At 61.5% G+C, this 22,929-nt stretch carries 15 protein-coding genes and 1 pseudogene; 7 read left to right on the top strand and 9 right to left on the bottom strand.

Features of this window, described 5'->3' with window-relative positions; all coding sequences use genetic code 11:
* Positions 1–75: 75 nt before the first annotated feature.
* The 4 genes from IFO71_RS02205 to IFO71_RS02220 are packed head-to-tail and all read right to left on the bottom strand — an operon-like array spanning position 76 to position 2,640.
* The gene (locus IFO71_RS02205; RefSeq protein WP_192027890.1) at positions 76–1,041 is read right to left on the bottom strand and encodes a hypothetical protein; all 966 of its coding nucleotides are present in this window, start codon (positions 1,039–1,041) and stop codon (positions 76–78) included.
* Positions 1,038–1,895, bottom strand: a complete 858-nt coding sequence (locus IFO71_RS02210; protein ID WP_192027891.1) for an ABC transporter ATP-binding protein — start codon at positions 1,893–1,895, stop codon at positions 1,038–1,040. Before IFO71_RS02210 ends, IFO71_RS02205 begins: the two co-directional genes overlap by 4 nt.
* Entirely contained in the window at positions 1,892–2,269 is a 378-nt protein-coding gene (locus IFO71_RS02215) for a GntR family transcriptional regulator (RefSeq protein ID WP_192027892.1), read from the bottom strand. Before IFO71_RS02215 ends, IFO71_RS02210 begins: the two co-directional genes overlap by 4 nt.
* Before the next feature lie 2 nt (positions 2,270–2,271).
* A complete protein-coding gene (locus IFO71_RS02220) occupies positions 2,272–2,640 on the bottom strand; it encodes a hypothetical protein (protein WP_192027893.1) in 369 nt (122 codons plus the stop codon).
* Between the two features lie 186 nt (positions 2,641–2,826).
* Between IFO71_RS02220 and IFO71_RS02225 the strand changes: the two genes are divergently transcribed.
* Entirely contained in the window at positions 2,827–3,378 is a 552-nt protein-coding gene (locus IFO71_RS02225; protein WP_192027894.1) for a glutathione peroxidase, read from the top strand.
* Positions 3,379–3,424: 46 nt separating this feature from the next.
* On the opposite strand, the gene IFO71_RS02230 is transcribed toward IFO71_RS02225, so the two are convergent.
* A complete protein-coding gene (locus IFO71_RS02230; RefSeq protein ID WP_192027895.1) occupies positions 3,425–3,937 on the bottom strand; it encodes a nuclear transport factor 2 family protein in 513 nt (170 codons plus the stop codon).
* Between the two features lie 162 nt (positions 3,938–4,099).
* Here IFO71_RS02230 and bamJ point away from each other — a divergent pair, with 162 nt between their 5' ends.
* The 4 genes from bamJ to IFO71_RS02250 all read left to right on the top strand — a co-directional run bounded on the left by bamJ (position 4,100) and on the right by IFO71_RS02250 (position 7,224).
* Positions 4,100–4,804, top strand: a complete 705-nt coding sequence (gene bamJ, locus IFO71_RS02235; protein WP_192027896.1) for a BamJ family beta-barrel-assembly machinery protein — start codon at positions 4,100–4,102, stop codon at positions 4,802–4,804.
* A 151-nt stretch (positions 4,805–4,955) separates the two neighbouring features.
* Complete coding sequence (locus IFO71_RS02240) at positions 4,956–6,305, top strand: UDP-glucose dehydrogenase family protein (protein ID WP_192027897.1); 1,350 nt, start codon at positions 4,956–4,958, stop codon at positions 6,303–6,305.
* A 10-nt stretch (positions 6,306–6,315) separates the two neighbouring features.
* A complete protein-coding gene (locus tag IFO71_RS02245) occupies positions 6,316–6,540 on the top strand; it encodes a SlyX family protein (RefSeq protein ID WP_192027898.1) in 225 nt (74 codons plus the stop codon).
* An 81-nt stretch (positions 6,541–6,621) separates the two neighbouring features.
* Positions 6,622–7,224: a DUF2058 domain-containing protein gene (locus IFO71_RS02250; protein WP_192027899.1), complete on the top strand. Its 603-nt coding sequence runs from the start codon at positions 6,622–6,624 to the stop codon at positions 7,222–7,224.
* An 11-nt stretch (positions 7,225–7,235) separates the two neighbouring features.
* On the opposite strand, the gene IFO71_RS02255 is transcribed toward IFO71_RS02250, so the two are convergent.
* From IFO71_RS02255 to IFO71_RS02270, 4 genes and pseudogenes are all read right to left on the bottom strand, one after another.
* Positions 7,236–10,040, bottom strand: a complete 2,805-nt coding sequence (locus IFO71_RS02255) for a nidogen-like domain-containing protein (protein ID WP_192027900.1) — start codon at positions 10,038–10,040, stop codon at positions 7,236–7,238.
* A 222-nt stretch (positions 10,041–10,262) separates the two neighbouring features.
* Positions 10,263–11,396 (bottom strand): acyltransferase family protein, encoded by a 1,134-nt coding sequence (locus tag IFO71_RS02260; RefSeq protein ID WP_192027901.1) that lies wholly within the window; start codon positions 11,394–11,396, stop codon positions 10,263–10,265.
* Positions 11,396–15,172, bottom strand: a complete 3,777-nt coding sequence (metH, locus tag IFO71_RS02265; RefSeq protein ID WP_192027902.1) for a methionine synthase — start codon at positions 15,170–15,172, stop codon at positions 11,396–11,398. The genes IFO71_RS02260 and metH overlap by 1 nt, the downstream gene beginning before the upstream one ends.
* A 109-nt stretch (positions 15,173–15,281) precedes the next feature.
* Positions 15,282–16,208, bottom strand: a pseudogene (locus IFO71_RS02270) (ArsR/SmtB family transcription factor); the annotation flags it as partial.
* Between the two features lie 242 nt (positions 16,209–16,450).
* Here IFO71_RS02270 and IFO71_RS02275 point away from each other — a divergent pair.
* Together IFO71_RS02275 and IFO71_RS02280 are read left to right on the top strand one after the other, a co-directional pair.
* Complete coding sequence (locus IFO71_RS02275; protein WP_192027904.1) at positions 16,451–17,611, top strand: acyl-CoA dehydrogenase family protein; 1,161 nt, start codon at positions 16,451–16,453, stop codon at positions 17,609–17,611.
* Positions 17,612–17,969: 358 nt separating this feature from the next.
* The gene (locus IFO71_RS02280) at positions 17,970–22,919 is read left to right on the top strand and encodes an NAD-glutamate dehydrogenase domain-containing protein (protein WP_192027905.1); all 4,950 of its coding nucleotides are present in this window, start codon (positions 17,970–17,972) and stop codon (positions 22,917–22,919) included.
* Positions 22,920–22,929: the final 10 nt, after the last annotated feature.

Consider the following 22,929-nt stretch of genomic DNA (forward strand, 5'->3'; position numbering starts at 1 on the left):
CTAGGGCTGGTTGCTGGCCGGACACACAAGAAAGCCGCCAGAAGGCGGCTTTCTTGTCACGGTTAGACGCAAAGATCAGCTGTCGTCGCGGTTGCGGCGGATGCGGGTGGCCAGGACCAGCATGGCGATGCCGGCAGCCGCGCCAATCCACAGTTCCGCGCTGCTGAGTATGTTGAGGACGGTGGAGATGTTGAACAACTCCGAGACCTCCTGCGGCGAGTTGGCATTCTCCAACTGTTCGCCCAGGTTGATGCCCAGCCAGTTGGCGGGGAACACGCTGGCCAGCATGCGACCCACCACATGCTTCCAGAACCAGGCATCTGGCATCTGAATGCTCTTCATCAGGTCAAACCAGCTGACCATGATGCCCATGCCAACCGGGACAGCCACTGCCCAGAGGAACGGTTTGCTGCGTGCCCAAGCCGAGCACAGCATCAGCCAGCCAACGGTCGGCAGTGCCCACAGCATCGAAATCGGCAAGGTGAGCGCGGCGAGAAACAACATCTTGAACGGGTGGCTCTCGAGGAAGAACAGGCCGAACACGTTTTGTCCGTGGAATGCCAAAGCGATGGCCATGATGAACAGCATGCCCAGTGCGGTGGCCATGCCGGCCAACATGCCGATTCCCGGGGCGATCAGCAACGCGCTGATGACCTTGCTGATCACCGTGTCGCGGTCGGAGAGTGGCAATGATTTCCAGAACAGCACGCTGCGATCGCGGCGGTCATCGTAAAGGGCGCCCAAGGAGTAGAAGAACACCACGATGGCGGTGACAAAGGTCAGCAGACCCACCACGATCAGCATTGTCGCGTCGATGCCCGCGACCATCGCGCTCTTGGCTTCGGGTGGGGCTGCCTTCAGCAAACTGTCGAGCTTGATCAGGCCGACTTGAACGTTGGCACGGCCAGCCGCCGCCTGGGCTGCGATCAGGCCGAGCACGTTGATGACCAGGAACACGGCACCCGCGATTACCGGTGCCCAAAAGAATCCGCCCTTGTTCTCCCAGAACTCGCGGCGTATCAACCATTGCAGGGTCTTCATGCGTACGCTCCCTTCATCGTCGCCACAAACAGGTCTGACACGCTAGGCGTGCGCACCTCGCCGAGTTCCTTCAGCGTCTTGCGGTCGACTCCTTGGAACAGGAAGATCGACTTACCAAACACCTGTCGCTCATCGAGTGGTTTCAGGTTGCGTGCGGCATCCGCATGCTGCGAGTCGACCATGACTTCGCAGAATTCATCGGCCATGGCGTCCATGGTGGTGTCGAGTACGACCTTGCCGTCCTGGATGAACAAAAGATCGGTCAGGATGTGCTCGATTTCCTCCACCTGGTGGGTGGTGATGAGGATGGTCTTTTCCTCGTCGAAGTAGTCGTTCAGTAGGTTCTGGTAGAACTGCTTGCGGTACAGAATGTCGAGACCGAGGGTCGGTTCGTCCAACACCAGCAGTTTGGCGTCGATCGCCATGACCAGGGCCAGGTGCAATTGCACGATCATGCCCTTGGACATCTGCTTGACCTTCATCTCGGGCTTGAGCTTGGTGTGCGAGAGCAGTTCCTCGCACTTGGCCCGGCTGAAACGCGGATGCACGCCTTCGACGAAGTCGACCGCTTCGCGCACGCGGATCCAGCGCGGTAGCACAGCCACGTCAGCGATGAAGCAGACCTGCTTCATCAACTCATCGCGCTGGGTGTGCGGGTCGAGGCCCAACACCTTGAGATGTCCTTCAAACGGCGACAAGCCGAGAATGGCTTTCAGCGCCGTGGTCTTGCCGGCGCCGTTCGGGCCAATAAGCCCGACGATGCGCCCTGCATCAATGCGGAAGTTGGCGTGGTCCAGTGCCGGCTTTCCGTTGTAGGAGCGGGTCAGTCCTTGAGCATCGATCACCGCCGTCATTGCTTCAGCTCCTTGTTACCAGGTTGATTTGCGTACAGGAGTTCTTCGATCTGAAGGCCCAGACGCTCGATGCGCTTCAGCACCGCGGGCCATTCCTCACGAAGAAAATGCTCGCGCTCACTCTTGAGTAGCTTGTGCGTTGCTCCATCCGTCACGTACATGCCAAGTCCCCTACGTTTTTCCACCAGATCCTCGTCGGCCAGTTCCTGATAGGCCCGAGAGACGGTGATTGGATTGAGTTGAAAATCGGCCGCGACCTGCCGCACCGATGGCAGGGCATCCCCAGGCTTGAGTACGCCGTCCAGCATCATCGCAATTACGCGTTCCTTGAGCTGGAGGTAGATCGGCGTGGTGTCGCTCCATTGCACACTCATACTCAGGATCCCTGGGTGCGGGCCGGGCGGGCGGCAAAGCTGAAGAACGGGATGCGCTGGCGCAAACCGGAACGACTGCGCGCACTTCGCGGAGGTTCGGGCGCGGCGGCCGTGTCATCGGCGGTTTCGCGCATTGCGGTTGGCTGATCGGCCAGTGCTTCATCAATGGCGGCAGCGGCCACCTTGGCGGCCAGAGCGATGACCAACTGCTCGGCCTCTGGCGTCATGCCGGTGAGGGTGCGGGCGTTGGTCGGGGCCAAGGACGCTGTGGCTTCGGGTGCGGCCTGGAAGTGACCGGCGGCCATCAAGGCGAATACAACCGCCAAAGACAGGGTCGCAGCTTGCAGGGAATTCTTCAGTCGGTACCACATAGTTCCTCCCACTCGGGGTGAGGTAAGGCGTCGGTGTTGTAGGTAACTATAACACCATTTCGGTGGCAAGCAACAGGCGAGTGTGGATGGTTGCTCTGTGTTCAGGGTTCACCGATGTTTGATGACCATCCGGAGTACGCTTGCGCTCGCAGCCAGATAGGTGTTCCACCCGTCAAGGAGGGTTCTATGCGTTGGATTGGCGCTTTTTTTCTAGTAATGCTAAGTGCCGCGGCGACTGCCGCCTGTCCGGCGCTGCTTGATCACGAATACCGGCCGTTGGCCGGCAAACAGCCGATAAACCTGTGCCAGGCCTATGTCGGCAAGGTGCTGTTGGTGGTGAATACCGCCAGTAAGTGCGGTTACACGCCGCAGTACGAAGGGCTGGAAGCACTGCACGATCGTTTGCAGAGCAAGGGCTTTGCCGTGCTCGGCTTTCCTTCCAATGATTTCATGGGTCAGGAGCCTGGGTCGGAAGAGGACATCAAGGAGTTCTGCACCTTGACCTATGGGGTGAAGTTTCCGATGTTCGAAAAGGTCAGCGTTCGTGGTCGCGATGCCACCCCGATCTACCAGCAGCTAACCGAAGCCACCGGTGATGCGCCGGGCTGGAACTTCCACAAGTATTTGATCGATCGCCATGGCAAGGTGGTGGCCAGTTTTGGCAGTCGCACCACGCCGGAAGACGAAAAGTTGGTTGCCGAGATCGAGCGGCTGATCGCCGAACCGGCCGCCGAATGATGCTCCGGCGGGCCGCCGCCGCGCGGCCCCCGGGTGCCGCGGCAGTTCAAAGACGCTGTTTGATCTTGCTTATCATCCAGCCGACCACCGGGATGTGCTGAAACAGGCCATCGGCGGCGTTCCAGTAATCCTGGTGATAGACCACGTGTCCATCTGCATTGAAGCGCAGATGGCTGGCGCCAATGGTCCAGGTGTCGATGCCGCGGCGCAGCTTCTTGAAGCGGATCATCATCTTCCAGCGAACCCAACGTTCGCCTTCTGCGCTGGCGGCGCTGTCGAGGATTTCGACCGTGCACTGCTCCACCGCCGCCGCACTCTCGGCCAGATAGTGCGCCAGTGCCTGGCGACCGCGAACGGCCTTGAGGGTGTCGTTGAAATACACGTCCTCGGCATAGGTCTCGGGCAGCAGCCGGCCAATCCGGTCGCCGCTGAAGTCCGAAAAGAAGCGTGCAAAGCGGGCTAGGGCCTCGCGCTCGGCGTCGCTGCCAGGGGCTGGGCTCTCCGGATGCGCCGAGCGGGCGCGCTCCAGCGCGCGCAGACTTTCCAAGGGGTCACTCATGTCCATTCTCCCAATTTCGGTGGATCGCGATGGCGGGTTCGGGAACCTTCGCCGAATTCTGCGGTCGAGGCAGCTCGCGTTGCGTTGCTGGCATCAGCTAAGGACAATACGCGGCCTTGCCCGGTTCGAGGCCGGGCACACCCCAAATCTATGGAGTATTAGATGAATTCCCTGTTTCGTCCGACCCTGCTCGCTGCCGCTGTGGCCGGCGTTCTGATCAGTTCGTCCGTATTCGCGCAACCCAAGCTGGAGTCCGAGAAGGACAAGATCAGCTACGTCATCGGCACCCAGATCGGTGGTTCCATCGTTCCGATCAAGGAAGAAGTGGATCTGGCCATCGTGATCGAAGCGATCAAGGCTTCGGTTGATGGCAAAGAGCCGGCGCTGACGCCCGAGCAGGCGATGGAGGTTCAGAAGGCCTTCGCGCAGAAGATGCAGGCCAAGCAGGCCGCGAAGATGCAGGAGATGGCGACCAAGAACAAGGCCGAGGGTGAAGCCTTCATGGCCAAGAACAAGTCGGAAGCCGGTGTGAAGAGCACTGAATCCGGCCTGCAATATCGGGTGGTGACCCAGGGCTCGGGCGCCAAGCCGGCCGCCACCGATACCGTCAAGGTGCATTATGTCGGCACCCTGCTCGACGGCACCAAGTTCGACAGCTCGGTGGATCGCGGCCAGCCGGCGCAGTTTGCGCTGAATGCGGTGATTCCGGGTTGGACCGAAGCCCTGCAGCTGATGCCGGTGGGCTCGAAGTACACCCTGTGGATTCCGTCGGAGCTGGGATATGGCGATCGCGGAACGCCGGGTCCGATCGGTCCGAACGCGACCTTGAAGTTCGAGGTCGAGTTGCTGGAAATCGTCAAGCAGTAAACATCGCTTGATGTGAGGACAACGGCCGGCGATTGTCGGCCGTTGTCGCTTCTGGGCCCGCGTTGGCTTCGATGTAAGCTGGGCCCGCTTGGGTGGTCCGGGACACGGGTAGTGTCTGGGTCGCCTCGGCAGACGGCCGAATGGAGCGAGTATGAACATCACCATCTTTGGCACGGGCTATGTGGGGCTGGTGACCGGTACCTGCTTGGCCGAGATGGGCAACCACGTGCTCTGCGTCGATATCGATGAGGCCAAGGTGGCCGGGCTGAAGTCCGGCGTGATTCCGATCTATGAGCCGGGTCTGGAGTCCATGGTGAAGAGCAACACCGCCGCCGGGCGCTTGGACTTCACCACCGATGCGTCCCGAGCGGTGGCGTTTGCGGATATCCAGTTCATCGCTGTCGGCACGCCGCCCGATGAGGACGGCAGCGCCGACCTGCGTCACGTGCTGAAGGTGGCTGAGACCATAGGCCAGCACATGGAGCGGACTACCATTGTGGTCGACAAGTCGACCGTTCCGGTGGGCACCGCTGATCGTGTTCGTCTGACGATTTCTGAGCAGCTCACCCAGCGCGGTGTGTCGCTGGAGTTCGATGTAGTGAGCAATCCTGAGTTCCTCAAGGAAGGCGATGCGGTGAAAGACTGCATGCGTCCCGATCGGATCATCATTGGCTCGGAAAACCAGCGCAGTATCGAACGCATGCGCACACTGTACGCGCCGTTCAATCGCAATCATGATCGTCTGGTGGTGATGGATACGCGCTCGGCCGAACTCACCAAGTACGCCGCCAACGCCATGCTGGCGACCAAGATCAGCTTCATGAATGAGATCGCCAATATCGCCGAGCGGGTGGGGGCTGATATCGAGATGGTGCGGCACGGTATCGGCAGCGATCCGCGCATCGGCTACAGCTTCATCTATGCTGGCGTCGGTTATGGCGGCTCCTGCTTCCCCAAGGATGTGCAGGCGCTGGAACGCACATCGCGACAGATTGGCTACGAAGCCAAGTTGCTGAGCGCCGTCGAGGAAGTGAATCGGGCGCAGAAACAGCGTCTGTTTCAGCACATTTCACGCCACTATCAGGGGCGTTTGCAGGGCAAGACCTTTGCGATCTGGGGACTGGCCTTCAAGCCCAATACCGATGATATGCGGGAAGCCCCCAGTCGGGCACTGCTGGCTTCGTTGTGGTCGGTCGGCGCCAAGGTGCGCGCCTTCGATCCGGAAGCCATGGATGAAGCACGGCAGGCGTTTGGCGAGCGTCCCGACTTGCAACTATGCGATTCCAGCGACGAAGCGGTGCTTGGCGCGGACGCACTGATTGTGATCACCGAATGGAAGCAGTTTCGAAGTCCGGACTTCGGTCGGTTGGCGGCTCATCTGAGCGACAAAGTGGTGTTCGACGGTCGCAACGTCTTTGAACCGGACGTTGTGGAGGAGGCCGGTCTGGCCTATTACGGCATTGGCCGCGGTCGTTCGGTCAAGATCGAATCGGCTGTTTAAGGACATCGAAATGGAACAGGAGATTGGCAGTTTGACTGCGCGGATAGTCGATTTGGAGATGCGTGTGGCCTTTCAAGAGCACACCATTCAGGAGCTCAGTGATGCCTTGGCAGCGAGCCGGATGGAAACGACCGTACTGGAGCGCAAGTTGAACAACGTGATGACCGACTTGAAACAGCTGCGCGGTCTGCTTTATGCCGATCCCTCGACTGAACCGCCGCCGCCCCACTACTGATAGTTTGCAGCGACCGAATTCAGCAACCTTTGAAGAATTGCCGGGGAACCGTCGGCAATCTGACAGCGAAAGACCATCGATATGACCAACTCACTGCGCGACCAGCTAATGAATCTCGGCTTCAAGGCTCCCGCCGCCGAGCCCAAGCGCAAGCCACAGGGTGATGCGTCGAAGCGGCCAGCTCGAGCGGCAGAGGCAGGTCGCAAGGATCGGCCCGCTCGGCCGGCTGGCAAGTCCGGCCCCGCTCGCAAACCAAGGCCGGAGATGGATCTTGGCAAGGCCTATGCATTGCGCGCCCAGCAGGAAAAGGATGAGCGCATCGCTGCTGAAAAGGCCAAGCAGGAGGCAGCGCGCAAGCGCCGAGAGGCGCGTGCCCGGCTCGGTGAATTCCTGCAGGGCAAGATCCTCAATCAGAAGGACGCCGAGATCGCCCGCCATTTCGAGTACGGCGGCAAGATCAAGCGCATCTACGTCACCGCCGAGCAGCTCAAGGCACTGAATGCAGGGGAACTGGGGGTGGTGCAGCTGGATGGGCGCTACCTGCTGGTGGGCGCCGATACCTTGAACGAAGCCGAAAAGATCTTTCCCGACGGCGTGGCACTGAGGGTGGATCCCAATGCCACGGCCGAGTCCGACCCCTATAGCGATCCCAAGTATCAGGTGCCTGACGATCTGGTCTGGTAGTCCTCAGAACGTCATCGGCCGGCCGGCTCGCTGTTGCAGACAGTGGCCTGATTGCCCACCTGCAGGCGGGTGATCGGCTTGCTTTGATTGACACCGCCATTGAGGTTGTAGCTGAACGTGCCGTTCTCACCATCGGTGAAACGAAATGTTGCGCTGCCAATGACGTCGTTACCGGGGCTCGCTGGGGCTCCGTTGATCATGCTGAACGGTGTGCCATTGCGTTGGCGGAACACCTGACCGCTGAAGCTGCCACCGGGTTGCCTGATCGTGCTGATGACCAGGAACAGGGGCTCGCGGTCGGTGTCGTAGGTGTACCAGATCGCAAACAGCAGATCGTCGACTTGGTTGATGAACAGACCCCATCCAGAGGTTTGCGCGCCGCCCCACCAGATATCGCTGACATTGAGGGCGGCAGCGCGAGACGCGGTCGGGCTGGCGCGGCAGACCACGGTGCTCTGGCCAAACGGGAAACGGGTCATCTGTTTGGTCTGGGTAACGCCATTCACTGTGTACTGGAAGCTGAGGCCGGTGTCGCCGCTGAATCGCAACACGACATTGCCGACCTGGGTGGGCGGGTCGTTGGCAATGCCGCTGATTTGCGCCAGCGGCACACCGGTGAACCGGAACAGGTCGCCGACGTAGCTGCCGTCGGGCTGCAGGAAGGCACCGCCGGCAAGGAACCAGGTCGGTTCACCGTCGGTGTCGTAGGTGAACCAGGCCGGGGCGAGCAGATTGCCTTGGTCGAAAATGAACAGGCCCCAGCCGCTCTCGTCCGACTTCCACCAGGTGGCGGACTTCAGCACGCCGCTGACCAAGGGATTGGCGCGCTGATAGATCACCGACAGGCCGCCCACGGAACCCGGCGCCATGTTGCTGGCGGTGGAATCAAACACGATGCGTGAGCCGTCGAAGTTCAGTCCGGGCCGGTCGGCTGCGCCATCGGATTGCTGGCCGGTGTCGGTGCGCGACAGGCGAGCGGTATCGGCGTTGCTCAAGGACTTGACGTGGATATCCGCCACGCCATTGGTATCCGCGTCGACGCCGAGATTGGTGGCAGCGGAAACGAAGGCAACCACCTTGCCGTCGCCCGACACATCGGGTTTGCTGGAGGCCCCATTGCCCACCGTTCCACCGCTGGTTTCGCTGGCGCGGCTCAGGGTTCCGTCACTCACCGAGTAGACATAGATATCGCGCAGTGCATTGCTGTCGCCGGCCGTCAGCGGCTGGTCGGACTCGAACACCACAACCTCGCCCGCAGAATCGATCTGCGGGGCTGCGCTGCCGCCGCTGCCGCAGGAGCCGCCGTTGCCGGGGCCGCTGACGGCACGCACGGTGCCGACCTGCATGAAGCGCATCATCACGGTGCTGCTGGCACCGCTGCAGGGCAGGGAGGTGCCGGCCAGCGGATTGCTGGCCGTGGTTTGCCAGGTGACTACCGTGCCGTCCTGGTTCACCGCCGGATTGCTTGCCGTGCCATTGCTGTTGGTCGAGGTGTCGCTGCCATTGGCGGCAACCGACTTGCACGATACGCAGCGCGGTGCGCCGATGCCGACTTCGTCACCAAGTCGGGTGATCGGTGCAAGGAACACGTTTTGCTGTCCGACTGAGCCTTGACTCGGATCGGTGTTGACGCCGGTGTAGATCACATGCGTGCCGCCGGCCGAAGGCTGTGGTTGGGTGCCGGTGCCGGTCGTGGTGGCATTGCCGACACGCTGAGTGGTACCGGTTTGCATGTTGCGCAGGAATACTGCCGCTCCGCTGCCCTTGATGCGTTCAGCGCGTTTGCTGAGCGGCTCATTGAGCAGGGCACGCACCGCGGCATCGGGAGCGACAAAGGTCACCAGGGCGCCATCCTGGCTCACCGCAGGCTCCCGCGCATCGCCGCTGATCGGAGCGCCGTCGTTGTCCACACTCACCGTTTCAATCGTGCCGGTGCGCGTATCGATGAAGAAGATGTCTGCTCCCGGGTTCTGCTCGCTGAGATTGACCAGATTGCTGGCCCGCGATTCAAACACCACGAAATTGCCCGAGGCATCGGAGCGCGCCGCAACGCTGGGCGCGTTGGCATTGGGAGTCAGCGCGCTGACCTGGGTGTCCTGGGTGCCGCGAATCTCGAATATGTAGCGGCCGGGCACTGTGCTGCCACGGCTGCCGCGGATCAGTGATTGCGGACCGTTGTCGAGCAGGGCGCCATTGACGGCTGATCCGGGCAGCTCAAAGGCCGAGCCTGGGGCGCCGCGGCCCAGGGCATAGCCGGCGCGCGCTGATGATCCACCCAGTCCACTGGAATTGCCGCCGGAGAATTCACCGCTTTCCCAACGGATCTGGTCGTAATTGAACACGATGTCAAAGTCGCCCTCACCGCGATCACTGCGCGACACGATGATCAACTGAAAGCTGTTGCGGTTGCTGTGATTGGGGCTGCTGAAGTAATAGTCGACATTGATCCAATTGACGCCGAACGCGGGTCTACCCTCGTAACTGCCGCTTCCGAAGGTCACAGCATCGCCCGCTGCTCGGGTGTCGACGTCGGCAAAGAATGGCGCAATGATCAGTTGATTGGTTTGCAATAAGTTGAACGGCGTGAATGCGCCCAGCGGGGCGTCAACGGTCACATTGCCGTTGTTGTTGACGAAGACCGAATTGGCGCTGTTGCCAAACAGTCCGACTGAAAACCCCAGCGGCACCGGGCCTGCCGAGCCGTCGTCGTTGCGCTGCAGTACATTGGAGTCGAAGCCGCTGACAATGGCAGCGCCCGCGGCCGGCGACCAGACCAGCAGGCAAAGTGCCAGACAAAAGCATAGGAAGGTTTTCATGTCGCTGCCCCCTGATCCAGAATCCGGGCCGCAGCGGTCAGTGGCCGCTGCGGAATCGGGCAGCCAGAACCGGCAAGGTGAGGCGCCTCGCCATGCCGGCGGCTGTCTCACCCTGCCCAACATACGCCGACCCAGGCGCAGTTGCCAGTCAACCGCGGGCCATCGCGCCGTGACGGACTGTTGCTGGAATCGAGTGCTAAGTTGATCGGTTGCGGGCGCCGCTCAGCCTTGGTTGGGGTTGCTGAGCACTGAGTTCTCGGCAGCGAGAGGGAGATTGCCGGGCGATGCAGCAGTCGGTATGCGTTCGTGTCGTTGCACCCAGTCCAACACCGGCCGTTCCAGCCATCGCCAACTCAACCACGCCAGCGCGGCGCTGGCCACGGATGCCAGGATGAACATCAGGATCGGCGACAGCGATGGCCAGACTGCGGCGATCGCTTGCTGCAGCGGAAAGCCGTACAAGAACACGCCGTAGGAAAGATCGAGCTGACGCGGGAACGGCAGTGTTGGCAGCTGGTAACAGAACCACAATACGCCGTACACGATTGAGACGGCCAGCATGGTGGCCGCCAGCCAGGTGCCGACGCAGAGGGAGTAGGCCAGCACCGTTCCGATGACTCCGATCACACCGATGCGCAATCGATGACGCCAGTGTGCCGCCAAGCCGGCGATCAGGAAAACCGTGGTCAGAAAGCGGCTGTAGTGGCTGTCGGCTACCCACTGCCAGTCCAGCCACAGCGCATGGCCGAGCCAGAGGCAGGCGACGAGGGTGAATCCGATGCGCCTGGCAACCAGACCAATCGCCAGTAGAAGGCCGAGATAGGCATACAGACGGAGTTCCAGCCCCAGCGACCAGAGACTGCCATTGACCACTTCTGGATAGGGATTGCTCAGGAACACACCGGGAAGGTTCCAGGTGAAGCCAATCGGTATGGCGTTGTCGACGATGTACTCGAGCAGGCCTGCGCTGCTGAGATAGTCGGACAGGGACCATTGGGTGAAGAGCGGGCCGATCAGGCCGACACAGAACAGCAGGGATAACCAGTAGGCGGGAAAGATGCGCGCCGACCGGTGCACGATATAGCGACCGAGCGCGGGTCGACGAATCAGGCTCCAGGTCAACAGATAGCCGCTGATCGCAAAGAACAGATAGACAGCGAAACTGCCTGCCTTGTGGCCCGGCCAGACAAGCGCAATCGGATCTGCATCCGTGTGCGGCAGGGTGAGGTCGTAGCTGTGGCCAAAGATGACCAGCAGGGCGGCAAGATGACGCAGCAGCAGAAAGTTGTCGCTGCTGCGCTCAGCGAGCTGCGCCAGCGGCACACCCTGCCACCAGCGATTCGAGTTGGTGTTCATTATTCGGGATCGTAGTCGAGAATCGGCGCCAGCCAGCGCTCGGCTTTTTCCAGGCTCCAGCCCTTGCGTTTGGCGTAGTCCTCGACCTGATCTTTGCCGACCCGACCAACCACGAAATAGCGGCTGTCCGGATGGGCGAAGTACAGGCCGGAGACCGAGGCCGGCGGGTTCATGGCGAAACTCTCGGTGAGCGCCATGCCGCAGTGTTGCTCGGCATCGAGCAGGCGGAACAGAGTGGCTTTCTCACTGTGCTCAGGGCAGGCCGGATAGCCGGGGGCAGGGCGGATGCCGCGGTATTTCTCTGCGATCAAGGCTTCGTTGTCCAGCGCCTCGTCGTTGGCATAGCCCCAGATGTCACGACGCAGCTTGGCATGCAGGTACTCGGCGAAGGCCTCGGCCAGACGGTCGGCCAGCGCTTTCAACAGGATGGCGCTGTAGTCATCGTGCTGGGCCTCGAACCTGGCCACCCGCCCATCGCAGCCGTGGCCGGCAGTGACCGCAAACGCCCCGACCCAGTCCTGCACGCCGGCTTGCGCCGGGGCGATGAAGTCGGCCAGACACAGATTGCCGCGCTCGGCCGGTTTGTCGGCTTGCTGGCGCAGACAGTGGATGCGTGCGAGCTCTTGCGAATCCCGAATCTCGAATCCCGAATCCCGGCTCAAGACGATGTCATCGCCTTCCCGATGCGCCGGCCAGATGCCGCAGACGCCATGCGCGGTGAGCCATTGTTCCTCGACGATCTTGTGCAGCATGGTTTGGGCATCGTCGAACAGCTCGCGGGCTTGTGGGCCGACGATTTCGTCGTCGAGGATGGCGGGGTAGCGGCCGGCCAGTTCCCAGGTCTGGAAGAACGGCGTCCAGTCGATAAAGGGCACCAACTCGGACAATGGGAGATCGCGCAGTACGGTGATGCCGGGTTTGCGTGGGGCTTTCACCTGGCTGAAGTCGAGGTTAAGGGCCTGGGCGCGTGCCTTGCTGAGCGGGATCAGCCGTTTGGCCGGGCCGCGATCCTTGTGTCGGGCGCGGATATCAGCATAGTCGGATTCATTGGCGGCAACAAAGGCCTGTTTGGCTTCGACCGAGATCAGATTCTGCGCTACGCCAACTGCACGCGAGGCGTCTTTTACCCACACCGTGGGCGACCGATAGTTCGGCGAGATCTTCAGCGCAGTGTGGGCGCGCGAGGTGGTGGCACCGCCAATCAGCAGCGGCACCTCGAAGCCCTGGCGCTGCATTTCCTTGGCGACATGGCACATTTCCTCCAGCGAGGGGGTGATCAGGCCAGACAGGCCAATCATGTCGGCATTCTCAAGCTTGGCGGCATCGATGATCGTTTGTGCCGCCACCATGACACCGAGATCCACCACCTCGAAGTTGTTGCAACGCAGCACCACGCCGACGATATTCTTGCCGATGTCATGCACATCGCCCTTCACCGTAGCCAGCACGATCTTGGCTTGGCTGCCACGGGTATCACCGGACCTGGCTTTTTCTTCTTCGATGTAGGGCAGCAGATAGGCCACTGCTTTCTTCATCACCCGTGCCGATTTCACCACCTGCGGCAGGAACATCTTGCCGGCGCCGAACAGATCGCCGACCGTATTCATGCCAGCCATCAGCGGGCCTTCGATCACCTCCAGCGGTTTCACCACCTGCTGACGCGCTTCTTCGGTATCGCCGTCGATGTACTCGTCGATGCCATGCACCAGGGCATGGCGCAGCCGCTCGACCACTGGCAGTTCGCGCCAGGCCAGCTTGGCCGACTGATCGACCTCGGTGCCCTTGTTGTCGCCGCGGTACTTGTCGGCGACTTCCAGCAGCCGCTCGGTGGCATCGGCGCGGCGATTCAGCACCACGTCTTCGACCCGTTCGCGCAACTCTTCGGGCAGATCGTCATACAGCGACAGAGCGCCGGCATTGACGATGCCCATGTCCATGCCATTGCGGATGGCGTGGTACAGGAACACGGCATGGATCGCCTCGCGTACCGGGTTGTTGCCACGAAAGGCGAAGCTGACATTGCTCACGCCACCCGACACATGGCTGAGCGGCATGACGCGCTTGATATCGGCTGTGGCTTCGATGAAGGCCACGCCGTAGACATTGTGTTCTTCGATGCCGGTGGCGACGGCAAAGATATTCGGATCGAAGATGATGTCTTCCGGCGGAAAGCCGATCTGCTCGGTGAGAATGCGGTAGGAACGCTGGCAGATTTCCAGCTTGCGTTGGCGGGTCTCGGCCTGGCCCCGCTCATCAAACGCCATCACCACCACGGCAGCGCCATAGCGATGCAGCTTTTTGGCTTGCTCGATAAACGGCGCTTCGCCTTCCTTCAACGAGATCGAATTGACGATGCCCTTGCCCTGCAGGCAGCGCAATCCGGCTTCGATCACTGTCCACTTGGAGGAGTCGATCATTACCGGTACCCGCGCAATATCGGGCTCGGAAGCGATCAGGTTGAGATAGCGCGCCATCGCCTGTTCGGAGTCGAGCAGGCCTTCGTCCATATTGACATCGATCACCTGGGCGCCGCTTTCTACCTGTTGGCGCGCGACATCCAAGGCCTCGTCAAAGCGATCTTCCTTGATCAGTTTGCGGAACTTGGCCGAGCCGGTGACATTGGTGCGCTCGCCGACATTGACGAAATTGGTTTCCGGTGTGATTACGAATGGCTCAAGCCCGGCCAAGCGGGTGTAGGGCTTGGGCTGGGCACGCGGTCGAGGTGTGTGTTGCGCCACCGCTTTCGCGATCGCAGCGATGTGTTCCGGCGTGGTGCCGCAACAGCCGCCAACGATGTTCAACAGGCCGGCGGCAGCAAAGTCAGCCAGCACCGCAGCCATTTGTTCAGGCGTCTCGTCGTATTCGCCAAAGGCATTCGGCAGGCCGGCATTCGGATGCGTGCTCACATAGCACTCGGCTTGCTCGGCCAGGGCGTCGACGTAGGGACGCAGATCGTCGGCGCCCAAGGCGCAGTTGAGCCCGATGGACAGCGGTCGGCTGTGGCGCAGGGAATACCAGAAAGCCTCGGCGGTCTGGCCAGACAGCGTGCGGCCACTCTTGTCGGTGATGGTGCCGGAAATCATCACCGGCAACCGGCCGCCACGGGCCTCGAATACTTCATCGATGGCGAACAGGGCGGCCTTGGCGTTCAAGGTGTCGAAGATGGTTTCCACCATCAAGGCGTCGGCACCGCCATCGATCAGGCCCTCAGCGGCCTCGGTATAGGCCTCGCGCAGCTGGTCGAAAGTAACGTTGCGGTAGCCCGGATTGTTGACGTCAGGCGAAATCGAGGCGGTGCGATTGGTCGGGCCCAGTACGCCGATGCAAAAGCGGGGCTTTTCCGGGGTTTCGCGAGTTTTTTCATCGCAGGCCTCGCGCACGATACGTGCGGCTTCGAGATTGATCTCGCGGGTCAGATGTTCAGTACCGTAATCGGCCTGGCTGATGCTAGTGGCGTTGAAGGTATTGGTTTCGATCAGGTCAGCGCCGGCATCGAGGTATTCGCGATGCACGCCCTGGACGATGTCCGGCTGGCTCAACACCAGCAGATCGTTGTTGCCTTTCAGGTCGCGGCCATGCTCGTGCCCATGGTCGTCATGGTCACCGTGCGCGCCGCCGCAGCCGCAGGCAAAGCGTTGACCGCGATAGCCGGCTTCGTCGAGCCGATGGCGCTGCAGCATGGTGCCCATGGCGCCGTCGAGAATCAGAATCCTGCGTTCCAGCGCTTGCAGCAGCGCTTCGCTGCGTTCGGGATTCAGCCAGGGCAGTTGCGACATAACATCAACCTTGTGTTCATAGGATGCGTCTTGGACGCACCGCGATCTACGATTCCAATTCGCGCTTGAATTCGTTCAAGTGCACATCGGGTGTTCAATTCGCACCCTACGGTTTGCGGGCAATCAGTGAGATCACTTCGAAATGTGGTGGCCGGCGTTCACGGGCGAACGGTTCACAGCGCAGAACATCGACGTTCACTTTCTCGCACAGCTTGCGCAGCTCCTTGGCGGTGAAGCCGAGATTGGCATGACCGTAGGGAGCGACCGCCTGACGGTGCTCATGCTTGACCAAGGTGGTGGCCAGCAATCGACCTCCGGGGCGCAGCACGCGGGCCGCTTCTGCCATCGCGATGGCCGGCTTGTCGGCATAGGTCAAGGCATTCATCAGCAAGACCAGATCGAAGCTGGCATCGGGCAGGTCGAGGCGATGCATGTCCTGCACCTGGATCTCGACATTCGGCAGGTGGGCCAGGCGCTCACGTGCCGCGCCCGCCACCTTGGCACTGGCATCGACACAGAGGTAACGCTTGGATTGCGGCGCCATCAGCTCGGCCAGGGCGCCGTCGCCAGAGGCGACATCCAGCACATCACCGGGTTCCAGCAGCTGCAAGGCGGCTCGCGCCAGCGCTTCCCAGGTGCGTCCAGGGGAGTAATGGCGTTCCATGTCGCCGGCCACGCTGTCGGCCCAGTTTTCATCCGAGGCCCGCGCCGCCAGAACGCCCGGCAGCCGCTCGGCGTCCTGTCGCAGCAGCGGGTCGTCGGCGCAGTCCGACAACGAGCGCCACAAGGCTTGCTGGCTAGCGCTCAGTTCGTCAGCAATGAAGCGGTAGTAGGCAGAAACGCCCGAGCGCCGATCGCGCACCAGGGCCGCTTCACGCAGCTTCGCCAGATGGGTGGATACCCTTGGCTGTGCCAATTGGGTGATTTCGGAAAGCTCGGCCACCGTCAGCTCTTCGCGGTCCAGCAGGGCCAACAGGCGCACGCGGGTGGGGTCGGCGAGTACTCGCAGGCAACTCGACCAGGCGGTCAAATCCAAGTGGCTTTATCCTTCTATCGCGATTGGGAGATATTAACAGGTCCTGGCTTCGGCTCAAGCGCAGTGGCGCGCCGCGTGCGGAGCAAAACCGTTACCATTCACCTCGACCGGGTGGAGGGCCTGGATCGAGACGCTCTCGGGAGCGGTACGAAGCGGCTGCTGCCGTCGGCCCTCTGTCCATCCCGCGAGTTCCTTTCCGGTGGCGCCAGGGTGCGCCGCCCCGTATCAGAGCGAGCAAAGCCGTGCATTTTCAGTACACCGAAGAACAATTGATGATCCAGGACGTGGCGCGTCGCATTGCGGCCGAGAAGATTGCTCCAAGCGCTGAACATCACGATCAAACCGGCGAGTTTCCGCTTGAGAACATCCGCATCCTGGGTGAGAACGGCCTGATGGGCATCGAGGTGCCGGCCGAATACGGCGGTGCCGGCATGGATCCGATCAGCTATGTGCTGGCCATGGTCGAGGTAGCCAAGGCCGACGCCGCGCATTCGACCATCATGTCGGTGAACAACTCGCTGTTCTGCAACGGCATTCTGAAGTTCGGTAGCGAAGCGCAGAAACAGAAGTACGTGCGGGCGATTGCCGAGGGCAAGGAGATTGGCGCCTTCGCGCTCACCGAGCCGCAGTCCGGTTCCGATGCTACGGCGATGCGCTGCAAGGCGGTCAAGCAGGATGACGGCAGTTTCATCATCAATGGCAAGAAGAGCTGGATCACCTCCGGTCCGGTTGCCCGATACATCGTGCTGTTCGCCATGACCGATGCCAGCAAGGGCGCGCGTGGCATCACTGCCTTCATGATCGATACCAGCAAGCCCGGCTTTCATCGCGGGAAGACTGAACCAAAACTGGGTATTCGCGCCTCGGCCACCTGCGAAATCGAATTCACCGACTACAGGGTCGAGGCGGAAGACGTGCTGGGGCAGGAAGGCGAGGGCTTCAAGATCGCCATGGGCGTACTGGATGCCGGCCGCATCGGTATCGCTTCGCAGGCGATCGGTATCTCAATGGCGGCCTACGAGGCCACCCTGGACTACGTCAAGGAACGCAAGGCGTTCGGTGCGCCGATTGGCAGCTTCCAGATGACCCAAGCCAAGATCGCCGACATGAAGTGCAAGCTGGATGCTTCGCTGCTGCTCACCCTGCGTGCCGCCTGGGCCAAGGGCGAGACGGAGAAGAACGGCGGTCGCTTCAGCACCGAGGCGGCGGTAGCCAAACTCACCGCTTCGGAAGCGGCGATGTGGATCAGCCATCAGGCGGTGCAGATCCACGGCGGCATGGGCTACTCGAAGGAAATGCCGCTGGAGCGCTACTTTCGCGATGCCAAGATCACCGAGATCTATGAGGGCACCAGTGAAATCCAGCGCTTGGTCATTGCGCGCAACGAAACCGGCTTGCGCTGACAGACCACGGTATCGGCCACGCCTCAGCGTGGTCGATGCGCGTCGATATTCGCTGCGACGAGCGCAGCGTCGCGCTGGATGCAGCGGGCTTCACTGCGTGCCAGCGTGGTGTGCCGTGCCCGCATGCGCTCGGCCTTTCCTGGCGCAGAATGGGTCACCGTTCAAACGTTCGATTGATCTGCGTGGCGGGCATGGCGACGGCTTGACCGCCTGAACGCTTAACTTGGTTGGCAGGCCAAATCTCCTGCAAGACTGAACGCCAAGCGGAGAAAAGCGCGGGAGCGCGAGTTTTTTCTGGCCGATTTTTCGCGCCAGCGATAGACTTCGCGCTTTAAATCCATCGGCCCAAAAAGTCGCCATGAATGCCGTCAGCAGTCTTGTTGAACCCAGTTTCGAAGCCGTCCTTGCTGCATTGAAGCAGCGTCTGCCCGCCCCGCGACAAAAAGACGCCCTGGCGTTTGCCAGCGCGTTCTGTCGCCGCACCAGCGATGTCGACTTCGCCACCCGAGCGCCAGATGAGTGGGCCGCCCTGCTGGCCGGGTTTTTTGAGTACTGCCGCGATCGCAAGGCCGAGGCGCCGAAGGTGCGGATTTTCAATCCCAGCCTGGATGAGCACGGCTGGGAGAGCTCGCATACGGTGATCCAGATCATCAACGATGACATGCCCTTCCTGGTCGACTCGGTGGGCATGGCGATTACCCAGCACGAGTCATTGGTGCACGCCATGATCCATCCGGTGATGCATGTGTCGCGTGATCCGGCCGGTCATCTGCTGGGCTTCCAGGACAGCGGGGCCGCCGAATCCTTTATGCACATCGAGATTGACCGGCAGGCCGAGACCGAAGACATGCGGCGGCTGGAAGCGTCGATTCTCGCTGCCCTCGGCGATGTTCGCTCCTGCGTTGCCGATTGGGCCAAGATGCGGCAAAAGATGGTCGAATGTGCCGAGTCGCTGATGCAGCGCCCGCTGCCGATCAGCGATGCCGGTCGCGCCGAGGCGCAGGAGTTTCTGCGCTGGGTGTCGGACGATCATTTCACCTTCCTTGGCTACCGCGAGTACACGGTGGTGTCCGAAGGCGATGAGGAAGTCTTGAAGCCGGTCGACGGCTCGGGCATGGGGCTGCTGGGGTCGGCGAACCGCGCAGGCAGCACCCGTTCGGTGAAAGGATTGGCGGCCAACAGCCTGCCGCAAAGCGGAGCGGCGGAGGCTTTGATCCTGACCAAGACCAATGCCCGATCCAGCGTGCACCGCCCGGGCTATATGGACTACATCGGCGTATTGCACTTCGACGAGTCCGGCAAGCCGGTGGCCGAACAGCGCTTCATTGGCTTGTACACATCCAGTGCCTACAACCGCCGCCCTTGGGACATTCCCCTGGTGCGACGTCGTTTCGATTACGTGATGCAGCGTTCAGAACTGCCGCACAACAGCCACTCCGGCAAGGCATTGCGGCACATTCTGGAAACCCTGCCGCGCGATGAACTGTTTCAGTCCACCGATGACGAGCTGTACGCCACCGCCAAGGGCATCCTGGGCCTGCAAGAGCGTTCGCGTACCCGCCTGTTCCTGCGTCGTGACCGCTATGGCCGGTTTTTCTCCTGCCTGGTGTACATCCCGCGCGACCGCTTCAACACCGACGTACGCCGGCGCATCGAAAGCATGCTGAAGGAAGCTCTGCACGGCGAGCGTCTGGACACCACCATCCAGGTCGGCGAATCGACGCTGGCGCAGCTGCACTTGCTGATTCGCCCGCATGCGGGTTCCGAGGTCAACTTCGATCTGGCGGCGCTGGAAGCGCAGTTGGCCCAGATCGTACGCAACTGGTTCGACGAACTTCGTGACGTGCTGGTTGCGCAGCACGGTGAGCAGCGTGGCATGCGCTTGCTTTCCCGCTACGGCCGCTGCCTGCCGGCCGGCTATGTCGAGCTGACTGCGCCCGACGTGGCGGCGCACGACCTGGAGCAGATCGCCGATCTGCATGGCCCCCTGGATCTCAAGCTCAAGCTCTATCGCACGTCGGCTATCGAGCATCAACGTCTGCGCTTCAAGCTGTTCCGCTACGGCACGCCCCTGGTGCTGTCGGAAGCCTTGCCGATCATGGAGAACATGGGTCTGCGAGTGCTCTCCGAGCATCCGTTCGAAGTGGAGGTCGCCGACGAGGCGATCTACATTCAGGATTTCGAGATCACCACTGCGCAGGAACAGGTCGGTTTTGGCGCGGTGGATGTCGACGCCCTGCGTGGTCCGTTCGAGAGTGCCTTCGAACAGATCTGGCGCGGCAATGCCGAGAACGACGGGTTCAACCGACTGATCCTGCTGGCCAATCTGGAATGGCGTCAGGTCGCCATGCTGCGCGGCTATTGCAAGTATCTGCTGCAGACCGGCGTGCCGTTCTCGCAGCCGTACATGGAAGAAACCCTATGCCGTCACCCGGTGATGGCGCGCCTCTTGGTTGAATTGTTCGAAGCCAAGTTTCACCCCAACACCGGTGAAGAGAGCGAGCAGGAAATCAAGGCCGGGCAGGCGCGTTTCGCCGCGCAGCTCACCACCCTGGCGCAGAGCTATCCGAGCACCACCACGGTGGTGGAGGATCTGGTCGCCGCGCGGCGCAGTGATCGCGATGCGCAGATGCAGGCGGCCGAAGATGCACTGCATGCGTTGATGGATGGTGTGTCCAGCCTGGATGACGACCGCATCCTGCGTAGTTTCATGGCGGTGATCAAGGCGACCTTGCGTACCAGCTTCTATCAGCTGCCCGACGGCAAGAAGCACGCCGAATACATGGCGTTCAAGTTTGATCCGGCGAAAGTGCCGGACTTGCCGAAGCCGCGACCGTATCGGGAAATCTTTGTCTATGGGCCGCGCGTCGAAGGCGTGCATCTGCGCTTCGGGCCGGTGGCGCGTGGTGGCCTGCGTTGGTCGGATCGTCGTGAAGACTTCCGCACCGAGGTGCTTGGGCTGGTCAAGGCGCAGATGGTGAAGAACACGGTGATCGTGCCGGTCGGCGCCAAGGGCGGCTTCTTTGTCAAGCGCCCGCCGGTGGGCGGCGATCGCGACATGATCCTGGCTGAGGGCATTGCCTGCTATCGCATGTTCATCAACGGCCTGCTGGACATCACCGACAATCTGGTCGATGGCAATGTGGTGCCGCCGCTGAATGTGGTGCGTCACGACGCCGACGACCCCTACCTGGTGGTGGCGGCCGACAAAGGCACGGCCACGTTCTCTGATATCGCCAACTCGATTTCGGCCGAGCACGGCTTCTGGCTGGGTGATGCCTTTGCCTCCGGTGGATCGGTCGGTTATGACCACAAGGGCATGGGCATTACCGCCAAGGGTGCCTGGGAGTCAGTCAAGCGTCACTTCCGTGCCATGGGTCGCGATTCGCAAGGCGAGGATTTCACCTGCGTCGGTATCGGCGACATGTCCGGCGACGTGTTCGGCAACGGCATGCTGCTGTCGAAGCACATCCGCTTGATCGCCGCCTTCGATCACCGGCACATCTTCATCGACCCCAACCCGGAATCGGCCAGTTCATTTGTCGAACGCGAGCGCATGTTCAAGCTGCCGCGTTCGTCCTGGGAGGATTACGACAAGTCGCTGATCAGCCAAGGTGGTGGCGTCTGGCCGCGTAGCGCCAAGACCATTCCCTTGTCGGCCGAAGCCAAACGTGCGCTGGGCATCGATCCTGTCATCAGTCAAATGACACCAAACGAGCTGATGACGGCGATTCTCAAGTCGCAAGTGGATCTGCTCTGGAACGGCGGCATCGGCACGTACGTGAAGGCCGCCTCGGAAACCCATGCCGACGTCGGCGATCGCGCCAACAACGCAATTCGGGTCAACGGCGCGGAATTGCGCTGCAAGGTGGTGGGCGAGGGCGGTAACCTCGGCCTGACCCAGCGCGGCCGCATCGAGGCGGCCCAGGCTGGTGTGCTACTGAACACCGACTTCATCGACAACTCGGCGGGTGTCGACACCTCGGACCACGAGGTCAACATCAAGATCCTGCTCAATGGGGCTGTCACTGCTGGTCAGCTGACCGTGGAACAGCGAAACGTGCTGTTGGCCAAGATGACCGATGAGGTGGAACAGCTGGTGTTGTTCGACAACTATCGTCAGAACCAGGCGATCAGTCTGATGGAAACGATGAGTGCCTCGCGCATCGGCTCGTTCCAGCACTTCATCCGCATTCTGGAGTCGCAAGGCCTGCTTGATCGCCAGCTTGAATACTTGCCCTCGGATGCCGAGTTCAGCGAACGCAAGGCCCGCGGTCTGGGGCTGACCCGGCCGGAACTGTCGATTCTGTTGTCTTACGACAAGATCGTGCTGTTCCAGCAATTGCTGGATAGCGAGGTGCCGGAGGATCCTTACCTGTCGAAAGAGTTGGCGCGGTATTTCCCCGAGCCGCTGCGTGAGCCGTTCAACCAGGAGATGGAAACTCACCGCCTGCGGCGCGAGATTATCGCCACCGCGGTGACCAACTCGCTGGTCAATCGCATGGGCGCTACCTTCATGCTGCGTATGCAGGAAGACACCGGCGAAAACCCGGCGGAGATCGCCAAGGCCTATACCATCGCTCGTGAGGTGCTGGATGCGCGTTCGGCCTGGGCCGAAATCGACGCGCTGGATGGCAAGGTGGCCGAGGGCGCTCAGCTCGAGGCGCTGAGCATGATCTGGGCGGTGCTGCGCAATATGACCCGCTGGCTGCTGCAGAAGCCAGGACAGCGTGGTGATATCGCCGCGGAAGTGGCGCGCTATCTGCCCGGCATGATCGAAATGCGAGCAATGCTGGGTCGACATCTGGGCGGCGAAGATGCCGAGCAGTTCGCCCGCGACAAGGCACACTGGGAGAGTGTGGGCTTTCCGCACAATCTGGCTGATCGGCTCAGCCTGCTGCCATTCCTGGGCCAGGCCCTGCACATGATCGAAGTGGCGCTGGAGAACTCGCACACCGTGCTTGAAGTGGCGCGGGTGCACAGTGATCTCGGTCAGGCGCTGCATGTGCGCTGGCTGCTGGGGCGAATCGAGGAGTTGCCGGTCGACGGTCGTTGGCAGGCCCTGGCCCGCGGTGTACTCCGTGATGAGCTACAAGCCCAGCACGGGGCCCTGGTGGCCCAGCTGCTGGCGGAAGCCGGCGACAAATCGAGCGATCTGACTTCGACCTGGCTGGCACGCGACGATCAAGCGCTGCGTTTCACCCTGCAAATGTTTGCCGAGATTCGTAATCAGCGCAGCATCGACTATCCCACCGTGCAGGTCGCGGTGCGGCGACTTGCGCAATTGGCAACTGCCACGACACGATAGGGGCATGGGC

Source organism: Pseudomarimonas arenosa (assembly GCF_014841215.1).
Lineage (GTDB): Bacteria > Pseudomonadota > Gammaproteobacteria > Xanthomonadales > Xanthomonadaceae > Pseudomarimonas > Pseudomarimonas arenosa.